Here is a 25342-nt window from a genome sequence, read left to right as displayed (position 1 = left end):
GAAATCTCCGGTGGCGAGCGAGCTGGCTCGCCACAAAGGTGCGGTGTTTCTTAACGGACGGCGACCGGTTGAATCGGTGCGGTCAGGCGCTTGTTGAAATCCAGCCAAACCCCCAACAACCCCATCAATCCTGCACCCACCAGCGCGGTGAAGATTTGCATGGCAAACGCATCGTCGGTCAGGGCATTGATCATGTCTGCCAGCGGCGCGAGCAACACCCCGAGGCAGAACACTTCCAGCGAATAACGGCCCATGCGACTGCATTGCCGGGCCAGCCAGTTCTGCGTCCAGCCAGTGTCCGGCAACAGTTTCGCCGTGACATACGCCAGCGCCAGGAAGTGCAGCAGTCGCACCGGCGACAGGTCGGTCTTGCTGATCGGGTACAACAGATTGCTCAGGCTGGTCGGTACCATCGCATCATGCAGTTGCGGCCACCGCCACAATACGGTCAGTACACCGGCGACGCCTGCGTATAACGCCGCACTCACAAACAATGGCTGGCGCAGCAACGGGCGCCTGTCGGGCAAGCGTGGGCGCTGCGTGTGAATCGCAGCGGCACCGCCGAGTACAAACAACAGTTGCCAGGCGACGGGGTTGAAGTACCACACGCCGTCCTTGATGGCCGCCAGATTCCAGCCGAACAACGGCACCGTCAGGTACACCGCAAACGACATCGCCACCACCACCCATGGTTTGCGCACAAATATCGGCAGAACCAGCGGCAAACCGGCCAGCAGCACGATGTAGAGCGGCAATGGGTCCATCAGGTTCGGTTTGAAGCGCAACAGCAACTCATCGATCAAGGCTTGCTGCGGATTGCTGATGAAGTGGTGCATGCCCATCTCCTCCACCAGATCTCGGGTCTCCACATGGCTGTTGGCGAAGAACACGATGCCCATCAGCATTGCCAGCAGGAAAATATGCACCACATACAGCACCCAGGCGCGGCGCAGGATTTTCACGCAGGCAATCAGGTAACCGTCGCGGGCCAGGATCTTGCCGTAGGCCAGGACCGCCGCGTAACCGGCGAGAAACACGAAGACTTCGGCGGCATCGCTGAAGCCGACGTTACGCAGAGTGATTTGACCCAGCGGGTTGTGGGGCACGTGATCCCAAAAAATGAAGATCAGCGCCAGGCCTCGGAAAAAGTCGATCCGGTGATCGCGTTCAGTCGTCATGGCTGCGGGCTCTGGAACGGGGTTTGAAGTAGGAGCGCCGGCGACACAAAAGGTTGCGCGCTGTACATTGGCGGCGCGCAGGGTGCAGGGATTCGGCGGCAATTGCAAAGTGCGGATATTACGGAGTGTCTCTGTGCACTGCCGAGGCGACAACCGCCTGTCTAAAAGACACGCAGGTCGGCGATCTCTGACGACCGTCGAGGTTCAAAGCTTTATTGATTGAAGGCGGAATTCCCTTGAGGCGCCGGCATGCAGATCAGCGAATGGCTCGACAAAGAACTCACCGGCCGCCAAGTCTGGTTGTTGTTTCTTTTCGCGACGCTGGTGTACATCCTGCCGCTGATCCTCGCGGATTATCCCTACATCGATGACAACTGGCGTGCCCTGGCCGCGGGTACCGGCTGGGCGGAGGACGGCCGGCTGTTCGCGCAGTGGTTCTACAACCTGCTGACCTTCAGCGGCGCCGCGCCGAACATCTTCCCGCTGCCGCTGTTGATCGCCACGCTGGCGATGAGCTGGGCCCTGACCCGGCTGACGTTTCACTATTTCCCCGAACCGACGTTCGCCCATTGCCTGGTGGTGCTGCCGCTTTGGTACAACCCGTTCTTCCTGCAAAACCTGTCGTACCAATACGACGGACCGAGCATGGCGCTCAGCCTGGTGGCGGTGATCTACGCGATCACCTTTCAAAGCCCTTCTCGCGTTCAGCACCTGCTGATACCGGCCGCGCTGATCGCCTTGGCCATCGGGCTTTATCAGGTCAGCTTTAATGTGTTTCTCGGTCTGTGTTGTATGGAGTTGCTGCGGCGCACGGACGACCCATTGGCATGGCCTGCGTGGTGGCGATTGATCGGCTGCAAAGTTGTACAGGTGGGTCTGGCAGGGCTGATCTATTACGCCACCGCCTATTCCTTCATGACTCAGAAGCGCACCTCATTGTTGAACGGGGCAGCAGCGCCGTTGCAGCAAATTGAAACCAGCGCGGGCTGGGTGCTGGAAAAAATCGTGCTGCTGTTCCATGGCGGCTTTGCCTGGGTATTCGCCGCGCTGTTGCTGTGCGCCCTGTTCGGTGCCGTGCGCGTGGGACAGCGCGTGCTGGAGCGTGCCGGTACTGGGCTGAACAAAACCATGATCGGCCTGCTGTGCCTGTTGATCTTGCCCGTCCTGATGGTGCTGGTGCCGGGCGTCTCATTGTTTTTCCGCGACTTCAATGAAGGCGCCCGCACCTTGATGGGCTTTGCTGTCGTGCTCGTATTGCTGTTCTACCTGAGCCATCTGGCGCTGGCGTCGGTGCACGGAAAGCTGCCGCTGCTGTTGCTGGTTCCATTGTTGGCGATGCTTTCGCTTTCCTTCGCGTATGGACGGGTGCTGACGTTACAAAAAACCTTCGCGACGAATGCGCTGTACGCCTTGAGTGCCGACATTGCTTCGCGCCCGGCGTTGCGCGAAGCCAAGCGCATTTATATGTCGGTGACGTACTCCGATCACTGGCTGGTGGGGGCCGCCGGGTCGTTCAAGCAGATGCCGGTTTTGCATTACTTGTTGAACATCGATTTCTACATGCTCGCGGAAAATCTGCCGAAAACAGGTATCACTAATGTGGTCAGGGAAAAGGAACGGCGTAACGCGACGCTGGTGGGTTATCAGGGGTATCCACCGCTGGTGGACAGTCTGTTTTATCGGATTTATCTGCTGGGGGACTACGGCTTTATTGTCATGAAAGAACCCGCCCGGGTCCGCTCTCTCCAGTGGTGAACCCCGTGACCATTGGTCTGGAATGCCGCGCTACCTGTTAGTTCTTACAGTAGACGCGCACCTGTCCTCGACTTTAGGTTTGAGCCGCACCTGAAACAACGACAGTTCAAGGACCGAACATGAAAGCCTTATGGAAAGAGTTCTCCACGTATGCGGTTGTTGGCGTAGCCAATACGTTGATCCATTGGCAGATATTTTACGTACTCACCATCGCGGCCGACCTGAGTCAGGCCGCCAGTAATTTTTCGGCGTTTTGTGTGGCCGCGACGTTCTCATTCTATGTGCATGCGCTCTACACGTTTGAGGCCGGGGCGTCGGTACTTCGTTATCTGCTGTATGTGTTTTTCATGGGGGGCATGAGTTTCGTCGTCGGACATTACGCTGATGTCTGGAAAATCCACGGGCTGGTGACCGTAGGGTCGTTCTCGCTGTTGAGTCTGATCTGCGGGCTCTTTTTTTCGAGATTTGTCCTGTATGGCGAGCGCGAAGCGTAAACGGTTTTCAGCGCGCGGCGCACCCAATGAATCGACTCACCGTGCCGCCCCGACCGTTTGTTGTCGATCTGGATGGAACACTCCTAAGGTCCGATCTTCTGTTCGAAAGCGCCATGGCTTTTGTTCGTAGCAATCCCTGGCACTGCTTGAAACCTCTGGTTTGGCTATGTCGCGGCAAAGCGTTTTTGAAAGAACAGTTGGCCGAGGCGACGGATATCGACGTCACCTTGCTGCCCTTCGATCCTGAAGTGCTGGCCATGATCGAGGAGCAGCGCAAGCAAGGGCGGATAATTGTGTTGGCCACAGCCAGTCATCATTTACTGGCGATGCGTATCGCCGAGCACTTGAAGGTGTTTGATGACGTCCTGGCTACGAGCCTGGAGTGCAATCTATCGGGCACGCACAAGCGTGATTTGCTGGTCGCGTTGTACGGTGAGAGCGGTTTTGATTACGTTGGCAATGCTCTTGATGATCTGCCGATATGGCGTTCGGCAGAACGGGCCTATGTCGTCAATCCTCTGCCAGGCGTCGGGCTGGCCATCGAGAGTCTGGACAACGTCGTTGAAGTGGTTCGTTCAGGCGCGACGAATTTCAGGGATTGGTACAAGGCGATTCGCATTCATCAATGGGCGAAAAATGCCCTGATATTTGTACCGCTGCTGGCCGCGCATCAGATCAGCAATCCGCTCCTGCTCTTGCACAGTTTGTTGGCTTTCGTATTTTTCGGGTTATGCGCCTCCGGGGTGTATGTTCTGAATGACCTGCTGGACCTGGAGCATGATCGAAGACATCCGAGCAAACGCAATCGACCCTTTGCCAGTGGACGGTTGTCGATCAAGTCCGGCCTGGTCGCATTCCCCTGTTTATTGTTTATCTCTTTTGCTGGCGCCTGGTGGTGGCTGCCCCGGCAGTTTGCCGCCGTACTGGCCACTTACTACGTGTTGACGCTGATCTATTCGCTGGTGTTGAAACGGATCATGGCGTTGGATGTGATTGCTCTGGCCTTGCTTTATACCCTGCGGATCATTGCCGGCGGTGCGGCGCTCGAACTGGAGCTGACGGTCTGGATGCTGGCGTTTTCGATGTTCATGTTTTTGAGCCTGGCACTGGTCAAGCGTTATGCCGAACTCCAGGCGGCACTGCGTAATGGCATTACCGGGAAAACCGGTGGCCGTGATTACTATCCTGCCGACCTGGCGATGCTTTCCTCATTAGGGGCCGCGTCGGGATACCTGTCGGTGATGGTTCTTGCGTTGTACATCCATGACAACGCCACAATCGCGCTCTATGCCTTTCCGCGGATGATCTGGTTCGCCTGTCCATTGTTGCTGTTCTGGATCACCCGTATCTGGATGCTGACTCATCGCGGCAGGATGAACGACGACCCTGTGATCTTTGCGCTTAGGGATCGCCTGAGTCTGGCGATGGGCGCGATGTTTGGCCTGATTTTCTGGTTAGCGGCATGAAGCGCTGCTTTGGGCGTATGCGCGCTTGCTCGGCGGCGGTTTCCATTTTTACCGATGCCGGTTCGAACGATGAATGATCAATTGACCTCGTGGGGGCATTACCCTTCGGCACCGCAAACAGGCCATTCATGCGCATGGCGAAGTGATCTGGAACAACACCTGCAACGGTTGAACGATACCTACGGCACGACGTTGCCGTTTGGTAATGGTCGCAGTTACGGTGACAGCTGCCTGGCCAGCAGCGATCACGTGCTGCACCTGCGCTCCTTGAACCGTTTTGTCGAAGCGGACTGGCAAACAGGAGAGATTTGTGCCGAAGCGGGGGTCACGCTCGGTGAAATTTTGCAACTGTCGATCCCCCGTGGGTGGTTTCTGGACGTCACGCCGGGGACGCGCCATGTCACGCTCGGAGGCGCTCTGGCCAATGACGTTCATGGCAAGAATCATCACAGGCGCGGAACGTTTGCCTCCTCGGTGCTGAGCTTTGGCCTGCATCGTTCCGCGCAACCGCCCATGGTGTGCTCACCCGTGGAAAACCCGCAGTGGTTTGCCGCCACGATCGGCGGATTGGGCCTGACGGGCATCATCAGTTGGGTGAGCATCCGTCTGCGCAAAATCGAATCCAGTCTTATCGATACGATTCGGATGCGGTTTGATCATTTGGGCGAGTTTTTCGCGCTGTCCGCTGAACTGGATCCTGTGCACGAGTACAGCGTGGCCTGGATCGATTGCATGGCAAAGGGACGCGAACAAGGGCGTGGTGTCTTTACCGTTGGCACGCATAGCGAACAGGGGCCGCTCCAAGTCGAGTCGTCCCGCTCGTTGCGAATCCCGATCAGGCCGCCATTGTCCCTGGTCAACCCGCTTTTTCTGAATATCTTCAATCGCAGTTATTGGCATCTGCAGCCGGCGGGGCGAGAACGCCAAACCACTCCGTATAGTTCGTTTTTCTATCCGCTGGATCGTATCGAGCGCTGGAATCGAGTCTACGGGCGCAAAGGTTTTCAGCAGTTTCAGTGCGTATTGCCTGAATCAGTTGCCGAAGTCGCCTTGGCTCAGTTGCTCAAATCCATTGCCGCCAGCGGCACGGGATCTTTTCTCGCGGTACTCAAGCGCTGTGGCGATTTTGTTTCGCCGGGGCTGCTTTCATTTCCGATACCGGGGACGTCGCTGGCGCTGGATTTTCCACAGAACAGCGTGCTGACGAACACACTGCTGCCTCGTCTTGATGCCATCGTTCGGGAGGCGGGTGGCCGGCTCTATCCGGCCAAGGATGCGCACATGAGCGGCAGCGATTTTCGCCGGGCCTATCCGGCTTGGGAGCAGTTGGAGACGATGCGCGATCCAGCCCTCATTTCTCGCTTTTGGGAGCGAGTCACCCGATGAAAAAAATACTGATTGTGGGGGCTACTTCAGCCATCGCGACCGCTTGCGCGCGACTTTGGGCGGCAGACCACGGCGAGTTTTTTCTGGTCGCGCGCGATCCGCAAAAACTGCAGCATACCAGCGCCGACCTGTTGACTCGAGGCGCGAGGGGGGTGACGTCCTATTTGTTGGACGCCACCGACACTGCCGCGCATGCCGTCATGCTGGAATGCTGTCTGGATGCCTTGCAATCGATCGACATCTGCCTGATCGCTCACGGTACCTTGCCGGATCAATCCGCTTGCGAACAAAACGTCGAACTGGCACTGACGGAGTTTGCCAACAACGGCACTTCGGTGATTGCGCTATTGACGGTGTTGGCCAGGCAAATGGCCGTTCAGTGCAGCGGTACTCTGGCAGTTATTTCTTCCGTCGCGGGTGATCGAGGGCGTCCTTCCAACTACTTGTATGGTTCAGCCAAGGCGGCCGTCTCGACCTTTTGCGAAGGCTTGCGTGCACAGATGTTCAAGTTGGGTGTGCACGTGATGACCATCAAGCCCGGCTTTGTCGATACACCGATGACCCAGGGGCTGGCGTTGCCGACATTGCTGGTTGCGCAACCAGAGGTGGTCGCACAGCGCATTGTCGGGGGCATCGAGCGTCGGGTGTCGGTTCTGTATGTGCCGGGGTTCTGGGCCTGGGTCATGTGGCTGATTTGCCGATTGCCACAGCCATTGTTTAAGAGGTTGAACCTGTGAGCCAGGTGCTGTTCCTCTCCGGGTGGCGCTATCGGGTCTTGATCGGTTCGGTGGCCTTTTCGGCACTGGCTTACCTGGGCATTTCCCTTTGGGGCGGATGGCAGGCGGTGGGCGGTGCCGTGAGCCGAGTCGGGTGGCTCGGTGGGGCGCAGATTGCCGCACTCATCCTGATCAGCTATGGCCTGCGCTTCTTGCGTTGGCAGGTTTACCTGAATGCTCTGGGGCATCCTTTGCCGTGGCGACCTGGCCTGAAAATCTACCTCGCGGGGTTTGCCTTGACGACCACACCGGGCAAAGCCGGCGAAGCTCTGCGCGGGGTGTTGCTCAAGCGCTGGGACGTTCCTTACGGCAGCAGTTTCGCCGCGTTTGTCAGTGAGCGTCTTTCGGACCTGATGGCCATGGTGTTATTGGCCTTGCTGGGTCTTAGCCGCTATCCCGAGTGGCTTTCGATGATTGTCGCCTGTCTGGTGATGGTGACCTGCGGTTTGTTGCTCGTCTCTCGACAACAACTGATTGACGCTGTTGAACGGCGTATTTCCCGGGGACGCGGATGGATGTTTCGGCTGTTGCACAACGTTATTTACGTGCTGCGCCAATCCCAACGTTGCCACAGCCCTCAGCGTTTGATTGGCACAGTGGTGTTGAGCCTGTCGGCCTGGAGCCTCGAAGCGCTGGCGTTTTACTGGATATTGAATGCGATGGGCGTCGATGTTCCGCTGACGTTCGCGATGTTCGTTTATGCGGTTTCGATGCTGGCTGGCGCCTTGAGTTTTATGCCGGGCGGGCTTGGCAGTGCCGAAGCGGTGATGGTGACGTTGTTGGTGTCCAGTGATGTCGCGGTGGCTGATGCGATTGCGGCGACTGTTTTGCTGCGGTTGGCGACGTTGTGGTTTGCGGTGGGGTTGGGGAGTGTGGTGTTAATCAATATCAACAATAACAATAGGCGCCTATCGGATGAAGCTTAGATTGAACAGGGAAAGTTTGACGGTTTACATGATTTTGGTAGTGGCCATTATTTTTGGTGGTTACTTACGATTGCGTAATATTACGGTTGATGCTCTGTGGCTTGATGAGGTTTTCAGTGTTGCCACCAGTCATCCCGATAACAGTTTTCTTGAGGTCTATCAACGATCACTGGTGGACGTGCATCCACCTTTTTATCAGTTGTTTTTATGGTTTTTTTACAAGTTGTTTGGTTTTGGCGAGATGGTTGGAAGGTACCTGTCGGTTATTTTCGGGATCCTGTTGATCCCGGTTGCATTCCTTCTTGGAAGGCAAATGTTCAATTGTCGAGTAGGGTTGATTGCTGCCTGGCTTGTGGCAGTTAATTTCTATTTGATTACGTATTCTCAAGAGACACGCTCTTACGAATTGTTGGCTTTATTGACCACAGTTTCGTTCGTCACTTTCATCAAGGCGATTGGAGGCCTTGATGGACGTCACGTCGCTATTTATGCGCTATCGGCGGCACTGCTTGTCAATACGCACTATTTCGGATTTTTGGTGGTGACCGCCCAAGCGTTATTGGTGTTATCAAGATGGGTTGAGACGTCATTCGATAAAAGGCTTTTGTATCGCTTTGGCTTGGCAGGTTTGTTTATATTGCTGAGCATCGCACCGCATGTTTCGTATGTTTATTTAAATTTTCACCGTCAGGGATTTTGGGTCCCACCACCCAATAACCGGTTTTTTATCGATCTCTTCAACCTGTATTTTGGAAGTTTACCTTTGTCTGTGATGTGTGCCGCGCTGTTAATGATAGGCAGTGTGTGCCTGATGAAGGCAGAACGACACCGTGAAGTACTTCGACTAATTATTTTCTGGCTCGTGACGTGTACCGTCATTCCTTATGTGCGTTCCCTTTATGTTCAACCTGTTTTGACCATGCGAAGCTTGATAATCTTGCTGCCGGCGCTATTGATAGTGCTCGCGTTTGCCATCAGTCTTTTTAAAGATCAATGGGCTCAGGTGGCAGTTGGAGTTGTCGTGTTATGTTTTTCGATGACGCCGTTGTATACCCATGAGAGACCCATATTTACGCTTGAAAATCAGTTAAAGCCCGTCAGTCAAATGCGTGATCTGGTTAAGGATGTGATCGAACAGCAGATCCGTGAGCCACTCTATGCAAGCCAGTTTATAGAGTTTGATCAGTACTTCAGATTATTAGGCTCGTCAACAACAGTCAGAAGTTTCAAGCAGCTGGAAAGCGACTTGCTGTCGCCAGATCGTCCGGCCGTGTTTTATTTTCTCGGAACGCGTGAGGTACAACTTCCTGGCGAAAGGTTTATGAAGGAATACTGCGTTGATTTACTGAAGGAAACAAAAAAAGGTGATTCGGTCATACTTGAATTTCGGTCCAATCCTCCTTGTCTATGAAAAAGTAGGGAGAAGCTGACAGCCGCTTTAGCGACGCGGCTGACAGCGTGTGATTTACGCAGCAACCACCTCATTAGGCTCAAAACTATCCGCCCGCGCCATCTGCCACATCCGCGAGTAAAACTCGCCATTCACCTCACCGGTGAGCAATTCCCCCGGCTTCAAGAACACATGTAACTGCGAGAACAGCTTGATCTCGGTCGCCGACATGCGCCGTACCAGATGCTTGGCCGACAGTTGTGACGGATGATCGAGGCCGGCCGCCGCGAGCATTTCCGCCAGGGCCTTGAGTGTGTTGCGGTGGAAGTTGTAGACCCGCTGGGCCTTGTCCGGGACCACCAGCGCACGCTGGCGCAAGGTGTCTTGAGTGGCGACGCCGGTCGGGCATTTGTTGGTGTGGCAGCTTTGCGACTGGATGCAGCCGATGGCGAACATGAAGCCACGCGCCGAGTTGGCCCAGTCGGCGCCGATGGCCAGGACGCTGGCGATGTCGAAGGCACTGACGATCTTGCCGCTGGCACCGAGTTTGATTTTGTCCCGCAGGTTCAGGCCCACCAGGGTGTTGTGCACGAATAGCAGGCCCTCGCGCATCGGCACGCCGATGTGGTCGGTGAACTCTACGGGCGCGGCGCCGGTGCCGCCTTCTTTGCCGTCGACCACGATGAAGTCCGGAAGGATGCCGGTTTCCAGCATGGCCTTGGCGATGCCCATGAATTCCCACGGGTGACCGAGGCAGAACTTGAAGCCCACCGGTTTGCCGCCGGACAATTCACGCAACTGCTGGATGAACTGCATCAGTTCGATCGGCGTGGAAAACGCACTGTGCCGCGACGGCGAGATGCAATCTTCGCCCATCAGGATGCCGCGGGTTTCGGCGATTTCCTTGGTGACTTTGTGCTTGGGCAGGATGCCGCCATGCCCGGGTTTGGCCCCTTGCGACATCTTGATTTCGATCATCCGCACTTGCGGCGTTTGCGCTTGGGCGGCGAAGCGTTCCGGGTCGAAGCGGCCATCGGCAGTGCGACAGCCGAAGTAGCCGCTGCCCAGTTCCCAGGTCAGGTCGCCGCCGTTTTCCCGGTGATACGCACTGATGCTGCCTTCGCCGGTGTCATGGGCGAAGTTGCCGAGTTTGGCGCCCTGATTCAACGCGCGAATGGCGTTGGCACTGAGCGAGCCGAAACTCATGGCCGAGATGTTGAACACCGAGGCCGAGTACGGCTGGGTGCACTGTGGGCCACCGACGATGACGCGGAAATTGCTCGGATCGCTCAACGGCGCAGGGCGCATCGAGTGGCCGATGAATTCGAAACCCGATTGGTACACATCGATCAGCGTGCCGAAGGGTTTGTCAGCGCTTTCATTCTTGGCCCGGGAATAGACCAGCGAGCGCTGGGCCCGGGAGAAGGGCAGGGCGTCGCTGTCGGATTCGAGCAGGTACTGGCGGATCTCCGGGCGAATGCCCTCCACCAGATAGCGAATATTGCCCAGGATCGGGTAGTTGCGCCGCACTGCGTGAGGGCTTTGCAGCAGATCGAACAGGCCCACCAGACTCAGGACGCCCGTCACGGCGGTGATTGGCCAGAGCCAGTCGTGTTCCAGGAAGGGCAAGCTGGCGAGGGTGAAAATCACACAGGCAGCAAAGAAGGCGTAGCGGCTCAGGAGTGACAGGCTCATACGGGTTCCTTGGTTCGGACTCAATAATTTCAACGCAGCAGGTGCATGGATACACACAGATCCCTGTGGGAGTGAGCCTGCTCGCGATTGCGGTGGTTCAGTCGACATCAATGCTGAATGAAAGACCGCAATCGCGAGCAGGCTCGCTCCCACAGTAAAAAGCACTCCGCGTTGCAATCAGGCATTTTGCGCCTGGAGAAATATCGAAAACAGCTCGGACTGGGATTTGATCCCCAGCTTGCTGTACATGTGTTTCTTGTGGACTTTCACGGTTTCAACAGAGATTTCCAGCTTACGGGCGATTTCTTTACTGGAGCAACCGCTGAGCATCAAGCGCCCGACATCCAGTTCCCGGGCGGTCAGTTGCGCGCCCTTGAGTTGTTGCACCGAGGCTTCCAGCTGCACGCGCCAATCGCCCTGGATCGGTGCTGGCGCGAGGGCCACGGCCTCGTTGATTTCGTAGGGCAGGCGCTGGCGCAACAGGCCGAGCACCCAAGGCTGGATCAGCGACAGCAAGGCAATCTGCTGGCCGCTGAAACGCTGCTTGCTGCCCAATGACAGGCACAGCGTGCGGTCCCCTTCGAGCTGGCAATTGAACTGGATTTCGTCGGCCACCACATTCAGACGAAAGTATCGTTGGTAATACTCGGTCAGCTCGAAGTGCTCCGGCGCCACTTCCGACAGGCGATAGAGGCCGGTGCGCGATTGCTCGCGGCAGGCGATGTAGAACGGATCAAGCAGATAGAGCCCGCGCAGGTAATCCTGAAACAGCTGATCAGGGCTGCCGTCCTCGCCCGGGCACTCGGCGAAGACCTGCGGGTGCTGGTCCGCGCTGAAAAGCAGCGCCACCCAGCTGTCGAAGGTCACGTACTGATCCAGCAGGCGCACCAGCTGCGTCCAGAAGTTGGGCTTGTCGAGGGCGTCGATCAGTTGCCCGACCGAGCGGTGCCACGCGATGTCGTCTAACGAAAGTGTCATGCCTCTACCCCTATCGGGTTACCCCAGCGGCGTGATTCCCCGGCCGGTGGCTTGCTGCGCATACTGGCGCACAGACACAGACCGGGCAATCTTTCTGCCGCTCGGCCCAAAACAAGGAATACCCATGAAAGTCGAACTCGCCCAGTTGGCGGGCCGTGACAACGGCACAGCGTACAACCTCGAACGTGCCCTGGCGGCCATCGCTGCCTGCCACGCGGATACGCAACTGATCGTCTTCCCGGAAACCCACCTGATGGGCTTTCCGACTGCCGACACCGTGGCCCAGACCGCCGAACCGCTGGACGGGCCGACGGTCAGCGCCGTCGTGGCGGCTGCCCGCGAACGCAACATCGCCGTGGTGATCGGCATGGCCGAGAACGACAACGGCCGCTTCTACAACACCACGCTGCTGATTACCCCCGAAGGCATCGCCCTGAAATACCGCAAGACGCACCTGTGGGCGTCGGATCGCGGCGTGTTCGAGGCGGGCGACCGTTACGCCACTTGCGAGTGGAACGGCGTGCGCGTCGGTCTGCTGATCTGCTACGACATCGAATTCCCGGAAACTGCCCGCGCCCTGGCGCAACTGGGCGCCGAATTGCTGATCGTCACCAACGGCAACATGGACCCTTACGGCCCCACTCATCGCACCGCGATCATGGCCCGGGCCCAGGAAAACCAGGCCTTTGCGCTGATGGTCAATCGGGTCAAAGAGAGTGATGACGGATTGGTGTTTGCCGGTGGCAGTGCGCTGGTGGATCCGCTCGGCACCCTGTTGTTTGAGGCCGGACGCGATGAAGGGCAGTTTGCGGTTGAGCTGGATTTCAGCCGGCTGGAGGCGGCACGCAAGGATTACCGGTATCTGGATGACCAGCGGCTGAAGTTGCCGGGTGAGATTGTCGAGCAGGCTTCTGGTGTGCGGGAGTTGCTGATTCCTTCGCGCTGATCCGGATGTTGCATTGCTCCGAGTGGCCCTTTCGCGAGCAGACTCGCTCCCACATTGGATTTGTGTCCACTGCAGATCCCCTGTGGGAGCGAGCCTGCTCGCGAAGAGGTCCTGACAGACAACACACCTGTTTGACCGATCACCCAAAACAACAACGAAACACCCGAAATTTAGCGCCGAACTCGGCTCTGCCATAAATCTAATAAATTCGGAGTAGTCGCTCATGGCTCGTTTGCAACGCACCCTGTCATTGGGTTCGGTGGTGCTGTTCGGCATCGCCTACATGACGCCGATCATTGTGCTCGGCACCTTTGGCATCCTCGCTCAATCCACCACCGGCATGGTCCCGGCCGCGTATCTGGCGGCGTTGGTGGCGATGTTTTTCACCGCGATGAGCTACGGTCGAATGGCCTCGGCATTCCCCGTCGCCGGTTCCGCCTACAGTTATGTACGCAAGGCCATCAGCCCGAAGCTGGGGTTCATCGCCGGTTGGGCGGTGCTGCTCGACTATCTGTTCCTGCCGATGGCGATCTGGCTGATCGGTGCGGCCTACCTCAATTCCGCTTTCCCGGCCGTGCCGCAGTGGATCTGGGTGCTGGCGTTCATCGGCATCACCAGCGCGATCAACATCGTCGGCCTGAAACTGGCCAACGGCATCAATGCCTTGCTGATGCTGGTGCAGTTCCTGGTGCTGATCGCCTTCGTCGCGCTGTGCATCCACTACGTTGGGGGCGATGCGAGCACGCCGTTGTGGTCGATCAAGCCGTTCTTCAACGGCGACATGCAGATGCCGCTGATCATGAGTGGCGCGGCCATCGCCTGTTACTCGTTCCTCGGGTTCGACGCGGTCAGTACCCTGACCGAAGAAACCCGCGACCCACGTCGTACCATCCCGCGGGCGATCATGTTGATTACCCTGATCGGCGGCCTGATCTTCGTCAGCGTCTCGTACTTCGTGCAGATCGCCCATCCCTCGTTCCAGTTCGACAGCGTCGACTCGGCGGCTTATGAAATCGCCCGCAACATCGGTGGCGACCTGTTCGTGACGATCTTCCTGATCGGCCTGATCGTTGGCCAGTTCGCCTCGGGCCTGTCGGCTCAGGCCAGTGGTTCGCGTTTGTTGTTCGCCATGGGCCGCGACGGCGTGCTGCCTAAATCATTTTTCGGCAGCTTGCATGAGCGCTTTGGCACACCGGTCAACAGCATCCTGCTGTGCGCCGTGGTCGCGTTGCTGGCGCTGAAACTGGACGTCACCACTTCGACCTCGTTCATCAACTTCGGCGCGTTCCTGGCGTTCAGTCTGGTGAATTTGTCGGTGATCTTTCATTACTGGATCGGCGGTGCAAACAAAGGCCTGCGCGAGTTCGTGCTGTTCCTGTTATTCCCGTTCATTGGCCTGGCGGCAGATTTGTGGCTGATGGTCAGCCTCGATCACCTGGCGATTTACCTGGGCCTGAGCTGGCTGGCGATTGGCGTGGTGTACCTGGCGGTGCTGACCGGTGGCTTCCGCCGCCAGCCACCGGAGATGGATTTCCAGGAAGCCACCTGACCTCGGACCCTGCAAAACCCCCTGTAGGAGTGAGCCTGCTCGCGATAGGGCCATGTCAGTCCACATCAAGGGCGACTGACATACCGCCATCGCGAGCAGGCTCACTCCTACATTTTCCTGCATTTATTACGGTGTTCAGGTGGCTGAGTGTGTCTGGTGCACGGGCAGTTCGACTCGGAACGTGCTGCCCACGCCCACTTCACTGCGCACCGAAATATCCCCCCGGTGCTTCTTGACGATGCCATAGGACAAGGACAACCCAAGCCCTGTCCCCTGGCCCACCGGTTTGGTGGTGAAGAACGGATCGAAGATTTTCTGCAGGCTGTCCGGCGCGATACCGGAGCCGGTGTCGGCCACCTCAATCCACACCCGTTCACCCTCAAACCCGGTGCGCAGGGTGATGGTGCCCCGCTGTGGGCCCATCGCCTGGGACGCGTTGACGATCAGGTTCATGATCACCTGGTTGATTTGCGATGGCAGGCACTCGATGTCGGGCAATGGCTGATACTCCTTCAGCACATCGGCCTTGTACTTGAGTTCATTGGCGACGATGTTCAAGGTCGACTCGATGCCCTGTTGCAGATTGGTCCACTGCCATTCCTGGTTGGAATCCACCCGGGAGAAGTCCTTCAGGTCCTTGACGATCTGCCCCACCCGGTTGATGCCCTCCTTGGATTCCTTGATCAGCAACGGAATGTCCTCGCGCAGAAATTCCAGTTCGATGCGTTCCCGTAACTGACCAAGCCGCTCGATCACCTCATTTGAAGCAATCGCCTCTTCGGCCTCGCGATAGGCATCGAGCATGTCTTGCAGTTGCTTGAAGTAGCCATCAAGACTGCCAAGGTTGGAAGAAATAAAGCCGATGGGGTTGTTGATTTCATGGGCAACGCCGGCCGCCAATTGCCCCAGGGACGCGAGTTTTTCCGATTGCACCAGTTGCGATTCAAGCTGTTTGCGCTCGTCGATTTCCCGCTGCAACGCCTCGCTGGCCTGTTTGAACTGCGTGGTGCGCTGGTCCACCAGATGCTCCAGATGGCTCATCTGCACGGAGGCGCGTTCGGTCATCTCCCATTTGGTCAGCAGGGTGTTGGCCATCTGCTGGACTTCGATGTTGTCGAACGGTTTTTTCAGGATCAGCAACCGATCATGGGCTTGCAGTCGGTCCAACAGCTCATCCCAGGAATAGTCGGAATACGCGGTACACACCACCACTTGCAGGTGCGGATCTTCCTGCCACAGATGTTCGATGGTTTGCGCGCCGTCCCAGCCTTCAGGCATGCGCATGTCGACGAACGCGAGGGCGTAGGGCCGGCTTTCCTGCAAGGCCTGAGTGAGTTTGCCCAGGCCTTCCTGGCCGCCATACGCCGAATCCAGTTCGAACAGGGCCGTGGTGGTTTTGATTTCACGGCCAAACAGCGTGGCTTCCATCTCGTCCAGTTCCAGATGCTCCACCGGAACCGGGGTGAGGATCTTGCGAAAGTCGTCATGAATCGACGGTGTGTCGTCGATCAACAGAATGCGTCGGTTCGAATGCTCACTCATGCCTCCTCCGGGACGGTTTTCAGCGGAATCTGCAAGGTGAACTGCGCGCCCTTGCCGGGCCCGTCACTGTGGGCGCTGAGATGGCCGTTCATCTCTATCGCCGCGAGTGCGCAGCTGTGCAGACCAAAACCGTGGCCTTCCTTGCGGGTGGTAAAACCGTGGGCAAAGATGCGCGTCATGTTCTCCGGCGCGATGCCTTCGCCATCATCCTTGACGCTGATTTGCAGGGTGGAGTCTTCGACGATTTTCACCCCCAGGGTCATTTGTCGCGGACGATTGCTGAGGTCGGACATGGCGTATTTGGCATTGCTGATGAGGTTGATCAGGATCAGCAGCAACCGGTGTTTGTCGCCCATGACCTGCGGCACCTCGTTGTACTCCTTGACCACGGTGACGTGGTGCCGGGTCAGGGCACCGGAGTTCATGCGCAGGGCGTCTTCCAGCAGTTCACTGATGTGCAGCGGTTCCATCAGGCTGTTGGCGCCAGCGTAGGACTGCTGGGTGGCGACGATGTCCTTGATGTGGTCGACGCTTTTGGTCAGTTGGGCGAGTTCGTCGGTCATGCTTTGTTGTTCGAGCGCGATGGCGTCGACCAGTTGATTCAGATAGCCGGGCAGCAATTTGCCTTTCGCGTCCTGGGTCAGAAAGGCCCCGAGGTCGCCTTGATGCTCGTTAATCAGCTGCATCGCCTTGCCCAGCCCCTGGGCCTTGCTGCTGCGCAGTTTGCGGCTGACCAGGTCGGCGGAGATGTTCACGCTGTTGAGTACGTTGCCGACGTTGTGCAACACATTGGTGGCGATTTCCGCCATGCCGGCCTGGCGCGCGGTGTCCAGCAGTTCGCTCTGGGTATCCTTGAGTTCGCGGGTGCGTTCTTCGACCCGTTTTTCGAGGTCATCATTGGCGGTTTTCAGGGCCTTGTTGACGCGATTGATCACGGTGAAACTGCGCATCAAGTGAATCGCCAGGTACACCAGCAACAGCACCAGCAGCACCGAAAACACCAGCATGTAAAAGTGATAACGCTGGTCGACCGCATCGGTGCGCTGCTGATCGTTGTTCAGCAGATCGGTGATGCCGTCGAGCCGCTCGGCCACGGGAATCGCCTCGATGTTTTCCAGCAAGCGGTTGACCACCGGTTGCTCACGCAGAATCAGCTCAATATGGTTATTGAGCACATCCAGCGGACTGTGGAACTCCTCCGGCAGTCGCAGTTTGTTCACTTTCAGTTTGCTCAATCCCACCAGGATTTCGGCGGCCTTGTCGTCAGAGGTAACCATGGCGAACTCCATGGTGCTGAGTACCAGGTCATAGGTGTCGTTGGCGATGTTCTGCAGTTGCAGTTTGTCGCCGTCCTGCAACTGGGCGAGGGGTTCCTGAATGTCGTCTTCGGCGGTCGGCAGAAACGCCAGTGAGTTGCGCAACACAGCATTGTGGGACTTGAACTGCTCAACCAGCCGGATCTTTTCCTCGAAGGCGCTCAGGTACGCATCATGGCTGGTCAACCAGACGGGCGAGGTGTTGCGGCTGTGATTCGACGACATTGTGTCGAACCGTTCCCACAGGCGCGTCATCTCGGTCAGCGGTGTGACCAGCGGATCGTAGTTGTGGTTGATCGCAATCCTGGCCTTGAGGATTTCCGTTTCCCACTGCGCATTCAGCTGTTTCATCCGGGAAATCAGATCCCGGGATTCGGTGTAGGTCGACGTCTGATTGGAGTTGGATTTGAGGTACAGAAACAGCAGTGTCGAGGCCAGTATCAGGGCCATGATACCGAGGAGTGCCACACTGCGTCGGCGGGATATTTTCATAATGGTTTGCCCTCCCATTCACCGGTCAGGGTCTTGAGGAATTTGATGATCAGCACCTTGTCCTCGACAGAGGGGATGCGTCCCAGTTGAAATGAGAACATCACCTCCACGGCGTCTTCGAGGGTTTTGGCCGAGCCGTCGTGAAAGTACGGCGCGGTCACAGCGACGTTCCTAAGGCTCGGGACCTTGAACACGTAGCGGTCCTCTTCGTCCTTGGTCAGCAGGTAGCGGCCCAGGTCGGTGTCGGTCGGGTTGCCTCGTGTCTTGAAGTAATCGCCCATCACCCCGAATTTCTGGAACATGTTGCCGCCAATATTGATTCCCTGATGGCAGGCGATACAGCCGTAATCCTTGAAGCGTTGGTAACCGTATTTCTCCTCGCGGGTGAGAATGTCGGTGTCGCCCAGCAGGTATTGGTCGAAACGCGAGTTGGCACTGATCAACGTGCGCTCGTAGGTTGCCAGGGCGTTTTGCACATTGATCATGGTCACGCCATCCGGGTAGGCGTTGCCGAACGCGGTTCGATAAGCGGCGTCGGCGGACAGCGTCTGCACCACGTGTTCCCAGTTGCTGCCCATTTCACTGGGGCTTTGCACCACGGCGTGGACCTGGGTTTCCAGGGTGTCGGCGCGGCCATTCCAGAATTGCCGGAAGTTCAGGCTGGCGTTGAACACGCTCGGAGTATTGACCGCCACTGGCTGGCCGTTGAAACCGATGGAAAACGCCTTGTTATCGGCGCCACCGCTTTCCAGGCGATGGCAACTGGCACACGAGAGGCTGCCGTTGACCGACAAACGTGGCTCGTTGAACAACTGGCGACCGAGTTCGACACGCAGAGGGTTTTGCTGCGGCACGGCCGGCAGCGGTTTGAGTGGTTCGTCCAGTGGCGCGCCGCTGGCCGTCAGACAGACTCCGAGCAGAGGCATCAAGAGCAAGCGGTAGAGAAATGGCGACATCCTGTAATTCCTTGGCGGATAGCCCGTGTGTCGCTGCTTATCGGTCATGTGGCGGCAGGGGGAGGGGATTTCACCGACGTCAGGTAGTGCACGAAGTCATCCGGCGCCACGGCTTTGCTGAAGTAGTAGCCCTGGCCTTCCTCGCACTGATGGGCCTTGAGGAAATCCAGTTGTTCGAGGGTTTCCACCCCTTCGGCGATGATGGTCAGTTTCAGGCTCTTGCCCAGGCTGATGATGGCGCTGACCAGCGCTGCGTCGTTGATGTCACGGCTCAGGCCACGAATGAACGACTGATCGATTTTCAGCACGTCGATGGGAAAACGCCGCAGGTAACTCAGGCTGGAATAACCGGTGCCGAAGTCGTCGATGGCCAGCCGCACCCCCATGGCCTTGATCCGGTTCAGGGCGGTGACCGTGGCATCGACGTTCTGCATCAGCACGCCTTCGGTGATTTCCAGCTCCAGCAATGACGGGTCCAGACCGGTTTGTTTCAGAACCTGTTCAATGCCTTCGACAAAGCCTCGTTGGCGAAAGTCGATGGCCGACACATTCACCGACATGCACAGCCTCGGCAGCCCCGCCGCCTGCCAGGCGCAGGCTTGCCGACAGGCCTGGGCCAGCACCCATTTGCTCAACGGTACGATCAAGCCGCTGTCTTCGGCCACGCCAATGAAGTCCGTCGGGTAGACCCAGCCATGCCCCGGTTTCTGCCAGCGAATCAAGGCCTCTGCGCCGACTACCTCACCGGTGCCCAGGTCGAGCTTGGGCTGGTAATGCAGGACAAATTCGTCCCGCTCCAATGCCAGGCGAATGCCCGACTCGATGGTCTGCTGGTCCCGGGCGCGCTGGTTCATTTCTTCAATGAAGAAACGGAAGTCGTTGGGGCCGCTTTCCTTGACGTGACGCATCGCGGTTTCGGCTTTCTTGATCAGCGCGATCGCATCGAAGCCATCATCGGGGTAGATGCTGATGCCCAGGCTGGCGGTTACGCTCAGGTCATGGCCGGCGATGTGCTGGGTCGTGCCAATGGCGTTCAAGAGTTTTTCGGCGATGCCTTTGGTCTGCTGGGGATGGCGGATGTCAGCGAGGATCACCACGAACTCATCAGCGCCGTAGCGAAACACCGAATCGGATTCGCGCACCGTGGACACCAGGCTTTGCCCGACCCGTTTAAGCATCTCGTCACCGGCCGGATGGCCCAGGGCATTGTTGATGCGCTTGAAGCGATCAAGGCCCAGGAACATCACCGCCAGCTGCTTGTCATGGCGGCGCGACAACGCCAGGGACTGGTTCAGTCGATCTCCGAGCAACGTGCTGTTGGGCAGCTCGGTCAGTACGTCGTATTGCAACAGGTGGGACACCTTGAGCAGTTCGTGGACCCGCGCCTCGATGGTTTGCTCCAGGCTTTGCACTTTTGTCTCCGCGTCCTGGGTCATCTGCCATTTCCAGGTCAGGGCGCTGGCCATCTGGCGGATTTCCAGACTGTCGAAGGGTTTTTTCAACACCAGTAACTGGTCGCCGAACTCCAGCCGTTCAGCCATGTCCTCCCAGCTGTAATCCGAATAGGCGGTGCACAGCGCGATTTGCAGGTGCGGGTCGATCTTCCAGAGCTGTTCGATGGTTTCCAGCCCGTCCCAACCCGGCGGCATGCGCATGTCGGTGAACGCCATGGCGTAGGGGCGACCTTCGGCCTGGGCCCGCTGGACCAGCTCAAGGGCTTCCTGACCCTGGTAGGCGGAATCGAGCTGGAAGGTCAGCCGGGCCGGTTGTTGCGTGCCGAACAGCGCCTCTTCCGTGCCGGCCAGGGTCTGCTCATCTTCAGAGTCAGGGCCGAGGATCTTGCGAAAATCCTCATGAATCGAAGGCGTGTCGTCGATGATCAGGATGCGCCGGTTGGTCCGGACGGACGACGTTTTCATCACTTGTCCTCCGTGGCGTGCGGGTTGTCCAGGATCGGTCCGTGGCTTGCGGGCACGATGCTGCCGGCTTTGAGCAACTGGGCGGCTTGTTGGCTGCTGACCGCTTTACTGAAAAAGTAACCCTGTGCGTTCATTGGCGAGCCTGTGGCCATCAGCGAACTACGCTGTTCCTGGGTTTCGACACCTTCGGCGATGATTCCGATCCCTACTTCTCGAGCGAAATTGATGATTGCGCGCAACGTGTTGGCACTTGCCGGGTCGCGGGCAGCGGTGTCGATGAAAGCCTGGGCGAGTTTCAGGTGATTGACCTGGTAGGTCTTGAGGTAGTCGAACGAGGAGTATTCGGTGCCGAAGTCGTCGATGGCGATCTTCACCCCCAGCTCGCGCAAGCGCGGCAGCACGTCGTTGTGGGTCCATTTGGTCTGGGCCAGGGTGGCTTCGGTGACATCGAAGCGCAGGTCCCAGGCGCACAATTCCCAGCGCGCGGTGGTGCGCAGTACGTCATAGATCAGTTCGGGCCCGCTTTTCAGTTGGGCCAGGGACAGTTTGATGGCAATCACCGGGGGCGCCATGCCTTCGTCGCGCCACAGACGCATTTGCTGGCAGGCGCGATCCAGCACCCAGTGCCCGAGGGGGATGATGGCGCCGGTTTTTTCCGCGGCCGGCAGGAACGCCGACGCTTCCAGCAAGCCGCGCTCGGGGTGGTTCCAGCAGACCTGAGCTTCCATGCCGAGGATCTTGCCGCTGCTCAGGTCGACTTCCGGCCAGTATCGGAGTTCGAGTTCTTCATGGTCGATGGCCGTGCGCAGTTCGCTGGCGATGGTCATGCGCTCGACCACCTCCTGATTGATCTCCTCGGAGTGGAAGTGATACTGATTGCGGCCTTTTTCCTTGGAGCGATACAGCGCCATGTCAGCCTGGCTGAGCAAGCCGTCGGCGCTGGTGATGCGCGGCGAATAGCTGCTGATGCCGATGCTGACCGACACCCGCACGTCATTGCCGTCCAGGGAGTAGGGCAGCACCAATGCGTCGCGGACCTTGGCCGCCAGGGACGCGGACTGGGTCGGGTCGCTGACGTCCAGTTGCAGGATGGCAAACTCGTCGCCGCCGAGGCGGGCGACCACGTCGTTTTCGCGCACACAGGCTTTGATGCGCCGGGCCACTTCCTGCAGCAACAGATCGCCCACCGGATGACCGAGGGTATCGTTGATGCGTTTGAAGTGGTCAAGGTCCAGGTAGAACATCGCGAACGGTGTTGCCCCCCGGCGCGCAGCGGCGAAGGCCTGATGCAGGCGCTCGATCAAGGTGGCACGGTTGGCCAGCCCCGTCAGCCCGTCGGTGCGGGCCAGCAGGGCGATTTTCTCCTCGGCGACCTTGCGTTCAGTGACGTCGATGATGATGCCTTCGACTTCCAGTAAACGTCCTTCGGCGTCTCGCACCGGAATATAGCGGTTTTCGACCCAGCGCCAGGCACCGTCGCCGGTGCGCATCCGAAACTCGATGGACGCGCCCCCCGCATGGCGATCCAGCACTCGGGCCATGGCCGTGTCGACTTTCGGCTGGTCGTCGGGATGGATCAACTCCCGGGCCCAGTTGGCCGAGGCGACCAGATTCGCCGCGACATGACCGTACTTGGTGATGTTGTGGGAGATGTACATCAGCGGAAACGACGGTTCGCCCCGCAGGCGATACAGAATGGTCGGGCTGTTCTGCACGATGATGTTGGCGTCGGACAGCTCCCGGGTGCGTTCTTCCACGGCCTGTTCCAGCAACGACATCTTCAGTTCGGCGTCTTCGGTCATTTGCCATTTGGCGGTCAGGGCGCTGGCCAGCTGACGGATTTCGATGGCATCGAATGGTTTTTTCAGGATCAGCAGGCGATCGCCCAGTTCCAGGCGTTCATCGATGTCTTCCCAGGAATAGTCGGAATAAGCGGTACAGAGCGCCACTTGCAGCTTGGGATCGACCTGCCACAGCCGTTCGATGGTTTCCAGGCCGTCCCAGCCCGGCGGCATGCGCATGTCGATGAAAGCCATCGCATAGGGCAGGTCGTTGGCCAGCGCTCGTTCAACCTTGTCCAGTGCTTCCAGCCCCTGAAACGCCGAATCGAGCATGAAACTTTGCAGGGTTGCCGTCGCTTGCGTCCCGAACAGGGCTTTTTCGGCGCTGATCAGGTCGTCGTCTTCGGGCGATGGCGGGCTGAGGATCTTGATGAAGTCCGCATGAATAGACGCGGTGTCGTCGACGATAAGTATCCGACGGTTGGTTCGTGCCAGCAGCGTATTCATAGGCATACGCCGGGAGCGGTGGCAATGTGGTGGTGCGGTGTGCTCATAGGGGCATCCTTTCCCTGATCACGTGGCCAAGCGCATAAAGTGGATCCGAGTGAACTGAGCATAGTCGCCTGTGCAGCACTTCGCCCGGTCGCCTGAAACGAATCATTTCCAGAGGCGTCGCTGGAAATCATCTAGCCTGTAGCTCAGGCAGCGCCAGAAACGGAATGTTCTGGCTGATGATTGACGCGACGACGCCCGTTTTGCTTGAGGTAATGCCATGGAAGAGCAACTCCCCACTACTTTTGCCGATAAACCCACGATTCTGCTGGTCGACGACGAGGAGTCTATCCTCAACAGTCTGCGCCGGCTCTTGCGCGGCCAGCCCTACGAAGTATTGCTGGCCACCAGCGGGGAGCAAGCCCTGGATATCATGGCGAAACAGCCCGTCGACCTGGTGATGAGCGATGCGCGCATGCCTAACATGGACGGCGCCACGCTGCTGGCGCACATTCACCAGCGCCATCCCGACACGCTGCGCATTTTGCTGACCGGTTATGCCGACCTGACGATGATCGTCAAAGCAATCAACGACGGGCAGATTGACCGATACATCAGCAAACCCTGGCACGATGAGGAATTGCTGCTGACGTTGCGACAATCCCTCGCCTACCAGCGTTCCGAGCGCGAACGCCTGCATCTGGTGCAGGAGACCTGGGAGCAAAACGAAGAATTGAGGTTGCTCAACGCGACCTTGGAGAAACACGTTGCGTCCCGCACCGCCGAGCTGCAGCAGACCGCCGACATGCTCGACCTGGCCTACGAAGAGCTCAAACACAGCTATGTCACCGGCACCGAGGTGTTCTCGCTGCTGGCCAACCTGCGTTTGCCACCGGCCAAGCAGACGAACCGGCAGATCATCGAACTGGTGCGGGTGTACTGCAAACTCCATGGCGTGGACGAGGGCAGTACCCGCGACCTGACCATGGCCGCGGCGCTTTACAACATCGGCAAGCTGAGCTGGACCGACAGCATGATGACCGCGCCTGCGGACTTGCTGCACCACAACGATCAGGAACGCTATCGCGGTTATCCGAAGCAGAGCGAATCGTTGCTGATGACCCTCGATCCGATGAAGGATGCGGCGCGCCTGATCCTTCACCATCAGGAGCGCTGGGATGGCACCGGTTTCCCCGACCGGCTCAAGGGCGAGGCGATTCCGCTCGGGGCGCGGTGGCTGAAACTGGCGGTGGATTTCATCGAGTTGCAGCGTGGGCTGATCCTTGAGCGCCAGATGAACAGCGATGAAGCCCTGGTCTATATTCGCCAGTACGCCGGTCGTCTCTACGATCCTGATCTGGTGGAGGACTTCATTCAGGTCTGCGCCGCCTACCAGAGCGATGTGTCACTGGCCGATCCGACGGTCAAGGTACTGACCACCCGGGACCTGGCGACCGGCATGATTCTGGCGCGCAACCTCAATGCCGATAACGGCATGCTGTTGCTCAATGCGGGGAAGGTGCTGAGCGGGCCGCTGGTGGAGAAACTGATCGCGTTCGAGGCGATGGAAGGGGCGAAATACAGCGTTTTTGTGAAAGTGCCGGAGGAGGTGGAAGCCGCAATCCTCGAAGCGCCGCTGGTGGTTCAAACTCAGCCCTGATCCCCCTTTGGAAGACTCAACACTGACCCCTGTGGGAGCGAGCCTGCTCGCGAAGACGGCCTGACATTCACCATGGATGTCGACTGAAAGACCGCTATCGCGAGCAGGCTCGCTCCCACAAAGGGCTAGACCGCTATTTTCCCCCGTGACGCCGGCGCGACACCCATGTGATCCTTTGCGCCTTTCACTCAAGGCACACTCAGATCCATGACGCTTTCATCCGCCCCATCCCCCCGCACCATCCGCATCGCCGCCGCCCTGCTGATCGGCCCTGACGGTCGCACGCTGTTGGTCCGCAAACGCGGCACCGAAGCCTTCATGCAACCCGGCGGCAAGATTGAGGCCCATGAACAACCGGTTCACGCCCTGGCCCGTGAGCTGGAAGAAGAGCTTGGACTGGTCATCGACCCCGCGCACGCCACCTACCTGGGCCGCTTCTCGGCACCGGCGGCCAACGAGCCGGGTTTTGTCGTCCAGGCTGAACTCTTTCTGCTGACCATCGATTCAGACGTCTCGCCCGCCGCGGAGATTGAAGAGGTGCGCTGGATTGATCCGGCCACCGACGGCGATCTCTCGTTGGCGCCATTGACACGGGACCTGATCCTGCCGTTTTATCGAGCTTCGCTGACTGCAATCGCCTGATCA

The 25342-nt window shown here is 58.2% G+C and carries 19 protein-coding genes; 11 read left to right on the top strand and 8 right to left on the bottom strand.

Translation table 11 applies throughout. From position 1 onward, the window contains the following. Positions 1-50: 50 nt before the first annotated feature. A complete protein-coding gene (locus tag AC1ROI_RS28430; protein ID WP_102594184.1) occupies positions 51-1178 on the bottom strand; it encodes an OpgC family protein in 1128 nt (375 codons plus the stop codon). Positions 1179-1427: 249 nt separating this feature from the next. Between AC1ROI_RS28430 and AC1ROI_RS28425 the strand changes: the two genes are divergently transcribed. The 7 genes from AC1ROI_RS28425 to AC1ROI_RS28395 all read left to right on the top strand — a co-directional run bounded on the left by AC1ROI_RS28425 (position 1428) and on the right by AC1ROI_RS28395 (position 9392). Continuing rightward, positions 1428-2933 carry a glucosyltransferase domain-containing protein gene (locus tag AC1ROI_RS28425; protein WP_077749814.1) on the top strand — a complete coding sequence of 502 codons (1506 nt, stop codon included), beginning with the start codon at positions 1428-1430 and terminating at the stop codon, positions 2931-2933. Positions 2934-3052: 119 nt separating this feature from the next. Beyond that, positions 3053-3427 carry a GtrA family protein gene (locus tag AC1ROI_RS28420; RefSeq protein ID WP_083375832.1) on the top strand — a complete coding sequence of 125 codons (375 nt, stop codon included), beginning with the start codon at positions 3053-3055 and terminating at the stop codon, positions 3425-3427. A 26-nt stretch (positions 3428-3453) separates the two neighbouring features. Continuing rightward, positions 3454-4893 carry a UbiA family prenyltransferase gene (locus tag AC1ROI_RS28415; RefSeq protein WP_102594183.1) on the top strand — a complete coding sequence of 480 codons (1440 nt, stop codon included), beginning with the start codon at positions 3454-3456 and terminating at the stop codon, positions 4891-4893. A gap of 69 nt (positions 4894-4962) precedes the next feature. Further along, positions 4963-6279 carry an FAD-binding oxidoreductase gene (locus AC1ROI_RS28410; protein WP_102594182.1) on the top strand — a complete coding sequence of 439 codons (1317 nt, stop codon included), beginning with the start codon at positions 4963-4965 and terminating at the stop codon, positions 6277-6279. Beyond that, positions 6276-7016 (top strand): SDR family oxidoreductase, encoded by a 741-nt coding sequence (locus AC1ROI_RS28405; RefSeq protein ID WP_102594181.1) that lies wholly within the window; start codon positions 6276-6278, stop codon positions 7014-7016. The genes AC1ROI_RS28410 and AC1ROI_RS28405 overlap by 4 nt, the downstream gene beginning before the upstream one ends. Beyond that, positions 7013-7981: a lysylphosphatidylglycerol synthase transmembrane domain-containing protein gene (locus AC1ROI_RS28400; protein ID WP_077749818.1), complete on the top strand. Its 969-nt coding sequence runs from the start codon at positions 7013-7015 to the stop codon at positions 7979-7981. The genes AC1ROI_RS28405 and AC1ROI_RS28400 overlap by 4 nt, the downstream gene beginning before the upstream one ends. Beyond that, on the top strand, positions 7971-9392 hold the full coding sequence (locus AC1ROI_RS28395; RefSeq protein ID WP_077749819.1) for a glycosyltransferase family 39 protein: 1422 nt from the start codon (positions 7971-7973) through the stop codon (positions 9390-9392). Before AC1ROI_RS28400 ends, AC1ROI_RS28395 begins: the two co-directional genes overlap by 11 nt. 54 nt (positions 9393-9446) lie before the next feature. On the opposite strand, the gene AC1ROI_RS28390 is transcribed toward AC1ROI_RS28395, so the two are convergent. Together AC1ROI_RS28390 and AC1ROI_RS28385 are read right to left on the bottom strand one after the other, a co-directional pair. Next, positions 9447-11066, bottom strand: coding sequence for an FMN-binding glutamate synthase family protein (locus tag AC1ROI_RS28390; RefSeq protein WP_010457746.1), 1620 nt, complete (start codon positions 11064-11066; stop codon positions 9447-9449). A 177-nt stretch (positions 11067-11243) separates the two neighbouring features. Continuing rightward, positions 11244-12044 (bottom strand): helix-turn-helix transcriptional regulator, encoded by an 801-nt coding sequence (locus AC1ROI_RS28385; RefSeq protein ID WP_010457744.1) that lies wholly within the window; start codon positions 12042-12044, stop codon positions 11244-11246. Between the two features lie 124 nt (positions 12045-12168). Here AC1ROI_RS28385 and AC1ROI_RS28380 point away from each other — a divergent pair, with 124 nt between their 5' ends. Together AC1ROI_RS28380 and AC1ROI_RS28375 are read left to right on the top strand one after the other, a co-directional pair. Beyond that, positions 12169-12990, top strand: a complete 822-nt coding sequence (locus AC1ROI_RS28380) for a carbon-nitrogen hydrolase family protein (protein ID WP_077749821.1) — start codon at positions 12169-12171, stop codon at positions 12988-12990. A 223-nt stretch (positions 12991-13213) separates the two neighbouring features. Further along, positions 13214-14539, top strand: a complete 1326-nt coding sequence (locus AC1ROI_RS28375) for an APC family permease (protein ID WP_102594180.1) — start codon at positions 13214-13216, stop codon at positions 14537-14539. A 135-nt stretch (positions 14540-14674) separates the two neighbouring features. Here the strand turns inward: AC1ROI_RS28375 and AC1ROI_RS28370 are convergent, their stop codons facing one another. Genes AC1ROI_RS28370 through AC1ROI_RS28350 form a run of 5 tightly spaced genes read right to left on the bottom strand, consistent with a single transcriptional unit; the run spans position 14675 to position 23058 of the window. Then, positions 14675-16081, bottom strand: coding sequence for an ATP-binding protein (locus tag AC1ROI_RS28370; protein ID WP_010457738.1), 1407 nt, complete (start codon positions 16079-16081; stop codon positions 14675-14677). Further along, positions 16078-17889 (bottom strand): DAHL domain-containing protein, encoded by a 1812-nt coding sequence (locus AC1ROI_RS28365; protein WP_077749824.1) that lies wholly within the window; start codon positions 17887-17889, stop codon positions 16078-16080. Before AC1ROI_RS28365 ends, AC1ROI_RS28370 begins: the two co-directional genes overlap by 4 nt. Beyond that, complete coding sequence (locus tag AC1ROI_RS28360) at positions 17886-18845, bottom strand: cytochrome-c peroxidase (RefSeq protein ID WP_102594179.1); 960 nt, start codon at positions 18843-18845, stop codon at positions 17886-17888. The genes AC1ROI_RS28365 and AC1ROI_RS28360 overlap by 4 nt, the downstream gene beginning before the upstream one ends. Before the next feature lie 44 nt (positions 18846-18889). Further along, a complete protein-coding gene (locus AC1ROI_RS28355; protein ID WP_102594178.1) occupies positions 18890-20764 on the bottom strand; it encodes a putative bifunctional diguanylate cyclase/phosphodiesterase in 1875 nt (624 codons plus the stop codon). After that, positions 20764-23058, bottom strand: a complete 2295-nt coding sequence (locus AC1ROI_RS28350) for a putative bifunctional diguanylate cyclase/phosphodiesterase (RefSeq protein WP_042932615.1) — start codon at positions 23056-23058, stop codon at positions 20764-20766. The genes AC1ROI_RS28355 and AC1ROI_RS28350 overlap by 1 nt, the downstream gene beginning before the upstream one ends. Positions 23059-23317: 259 nt before the next feature. Here AC1ROI_RS28350 and nosR point away from each other — a divergent pair, with 259 nt between their 5' ends. Next, on the top strand, positions 23318-24697 hold the full coding sequence (gene nosR, locus AC1ROI_RS28345; protein ID WP_102594177.1) for a response regulator c-di-GMP phosphodiesterase, NosR family: 1380 nt from the start codon (positions 23318-23320) through the stop codon (positions 24695-24697). Between the two features lie 207 nt (positions 24698-24904). Beyond that, complete coding sequence (locus AC1ROI_RS28340) at positions 24905-25339, top strand: NUDIX hydrolase (RefSeq protein WP_102594176.1); 435 nt, start codon at positions 24905-24907, stop codon at positions 25337-25339. Positions 25340-25342: the final 3 nt, after the last annotated feature.

The sequence above is a fragment of the Pseudomonas sp. GW823-FHT02C02 genome, assembly GCF_058797635.1.
Note: the sequence above shows the minus strand (reverse complement) of the source record. Positions and strands in the feature narration are given on the sequence as shown.

What these genes read in the sequence shown, in the direction of transcription:
- AC1ROI_RS28375 (WP_102594180.1), top strand. Translation starts at nt 13,214, where the DNA reads ATGGCTCGTTTGCAACGCACCCTGTCATTGGGTTCGGTGGTGCTGTTC.
- AC1ROI_RS28350 (WP_042932615.1), bottom strand. Translation starts at nt 23,058, where the DNA reads ATGCCTATGAATACGCTGCTGGCACGAACCAACCGTCGGATACTTATC.
- AC1ROI_RS28365 (WP_077749824.1), bottom strand. Translation starts at nt 17,889, where the DNA reads ATGAAAATATCCCGCCGACGCAGTGTGGCACTCCTCGGTATCATGGCC.
- AC1ROI_RS28430 (WP_102594184.1), bottom strand. Translation starts at nt 1,178, where the DNA reads ATGACGACTGAACGCGATCACCGGATCGACTTTTTCCGAGGCCTGGCG.
- AC1ROI_RS28410 (WP_102594182.1), top strand. Translation starts at nt 4,963, where the DNA reads ATGAATGATCAATTGACCTCGTGGGGGCATTACCCTTCGGCACCGCAA.
- nosR (WP_102594177.1), top strand. Translation starts at nt 23,318, where the DNA reads ATGGAAGAGCAACTCCCCACTACTTTTGCCGATAAACCCACGATTCTG.
- AC1ROI_RS28415 (WP_102594183.1), top strand. Translation starts at nt 3,454, where the DNA reads ATGAATCGACTCACCGTGCCGCCCCGACCGTTTGTTGTCGATCTGGAT.
- AC1ROI_RS28385 (WP_010457744.1), bottom strand. Translation starts at nt 12,044, where the DNA reads ATGACACTTTCGTTAGACGACATCGCGTGGCACCGCTCGGTCGGGCAA.
- AC1ROI_RS28360 (WP_102594179.1), bottom strand. Translation starts at nt 18,845, where the DNA reads ATGTCGCCATTTCTCTACCGCTTGCTCTTGATGCCTCTGCTCGGAGTC.
- AC1ROI_RS28420 (WP_083375832.1), top strand. Translation starts at nt 3,053, where the DNA reads ATGAAAGCCTTATGGAAAGAGTTCTCCACGTATGCGGTTGTTGGCGTA.
- AC1ROI_RS28405 (WP_102594181.1), top strand. Translation starts at nt 6,276, where the DNA reads ATGAAAAAAATACTGATTGTGGGGGCTACTTCAGCCATCGCGACCGCT.
- AC1ROI_RS28390 (WP_010457746.1), bottom strand. Translation starts at nt 11,066, where the DNA reads ATGAGCCTGTCACTCCTGAGCCGCTACGCCTTCTTTGCTGCCTGTGTG.
- AC1ROI_RS28355 (WP_102594178.1), bottom strand. Translation starts at nt 20,764, where the DNA reads ATGAAAACGTCGTCCGTCCGGACCAACCGGCGCATCCTGATCATCGAC.
- AC1ROI_RS28425 (WP_077749814.1), top strand. Translation starts at nt 1,428, where the DNA reads ATGCAGATCAGCGAATGGCTCGACAAAGAACTCACCGGCCGCCAAGTC.
- AC1ROI_RS28340 (WP_102594176.1), top strand. Translation starts at nt 24,905, where the DNA reads ATGACGCTTTCATCCGCCCCATCCCCCCGCACCATCCGCATCGCCGCC.
- AC1ROI_RS28395 (WP_077749819.1), top strand. Translation starts at nt 7,971, where the DNA reads ATGAAGCTTAGATTGAACAGGGAAAGTTTGACGGTTTACATGATTTTG.
- AC1ROI_RS28380 (WP_077749821.1), top strand. Translation starts at nt 12,169, where the DNA reads ATGAAAGTCGAACTCGCCCAGTTGGCGGGCCGTGACAACGGCACAGCG.
- AC1ROI_RS28370 (WP_010457738.1), bottom strand. Translation starts at nt 16,081, where the DNA reads ATGAGTGAGCATTCGAACCGACGCATTCTGTTGATCGACGACACACCG.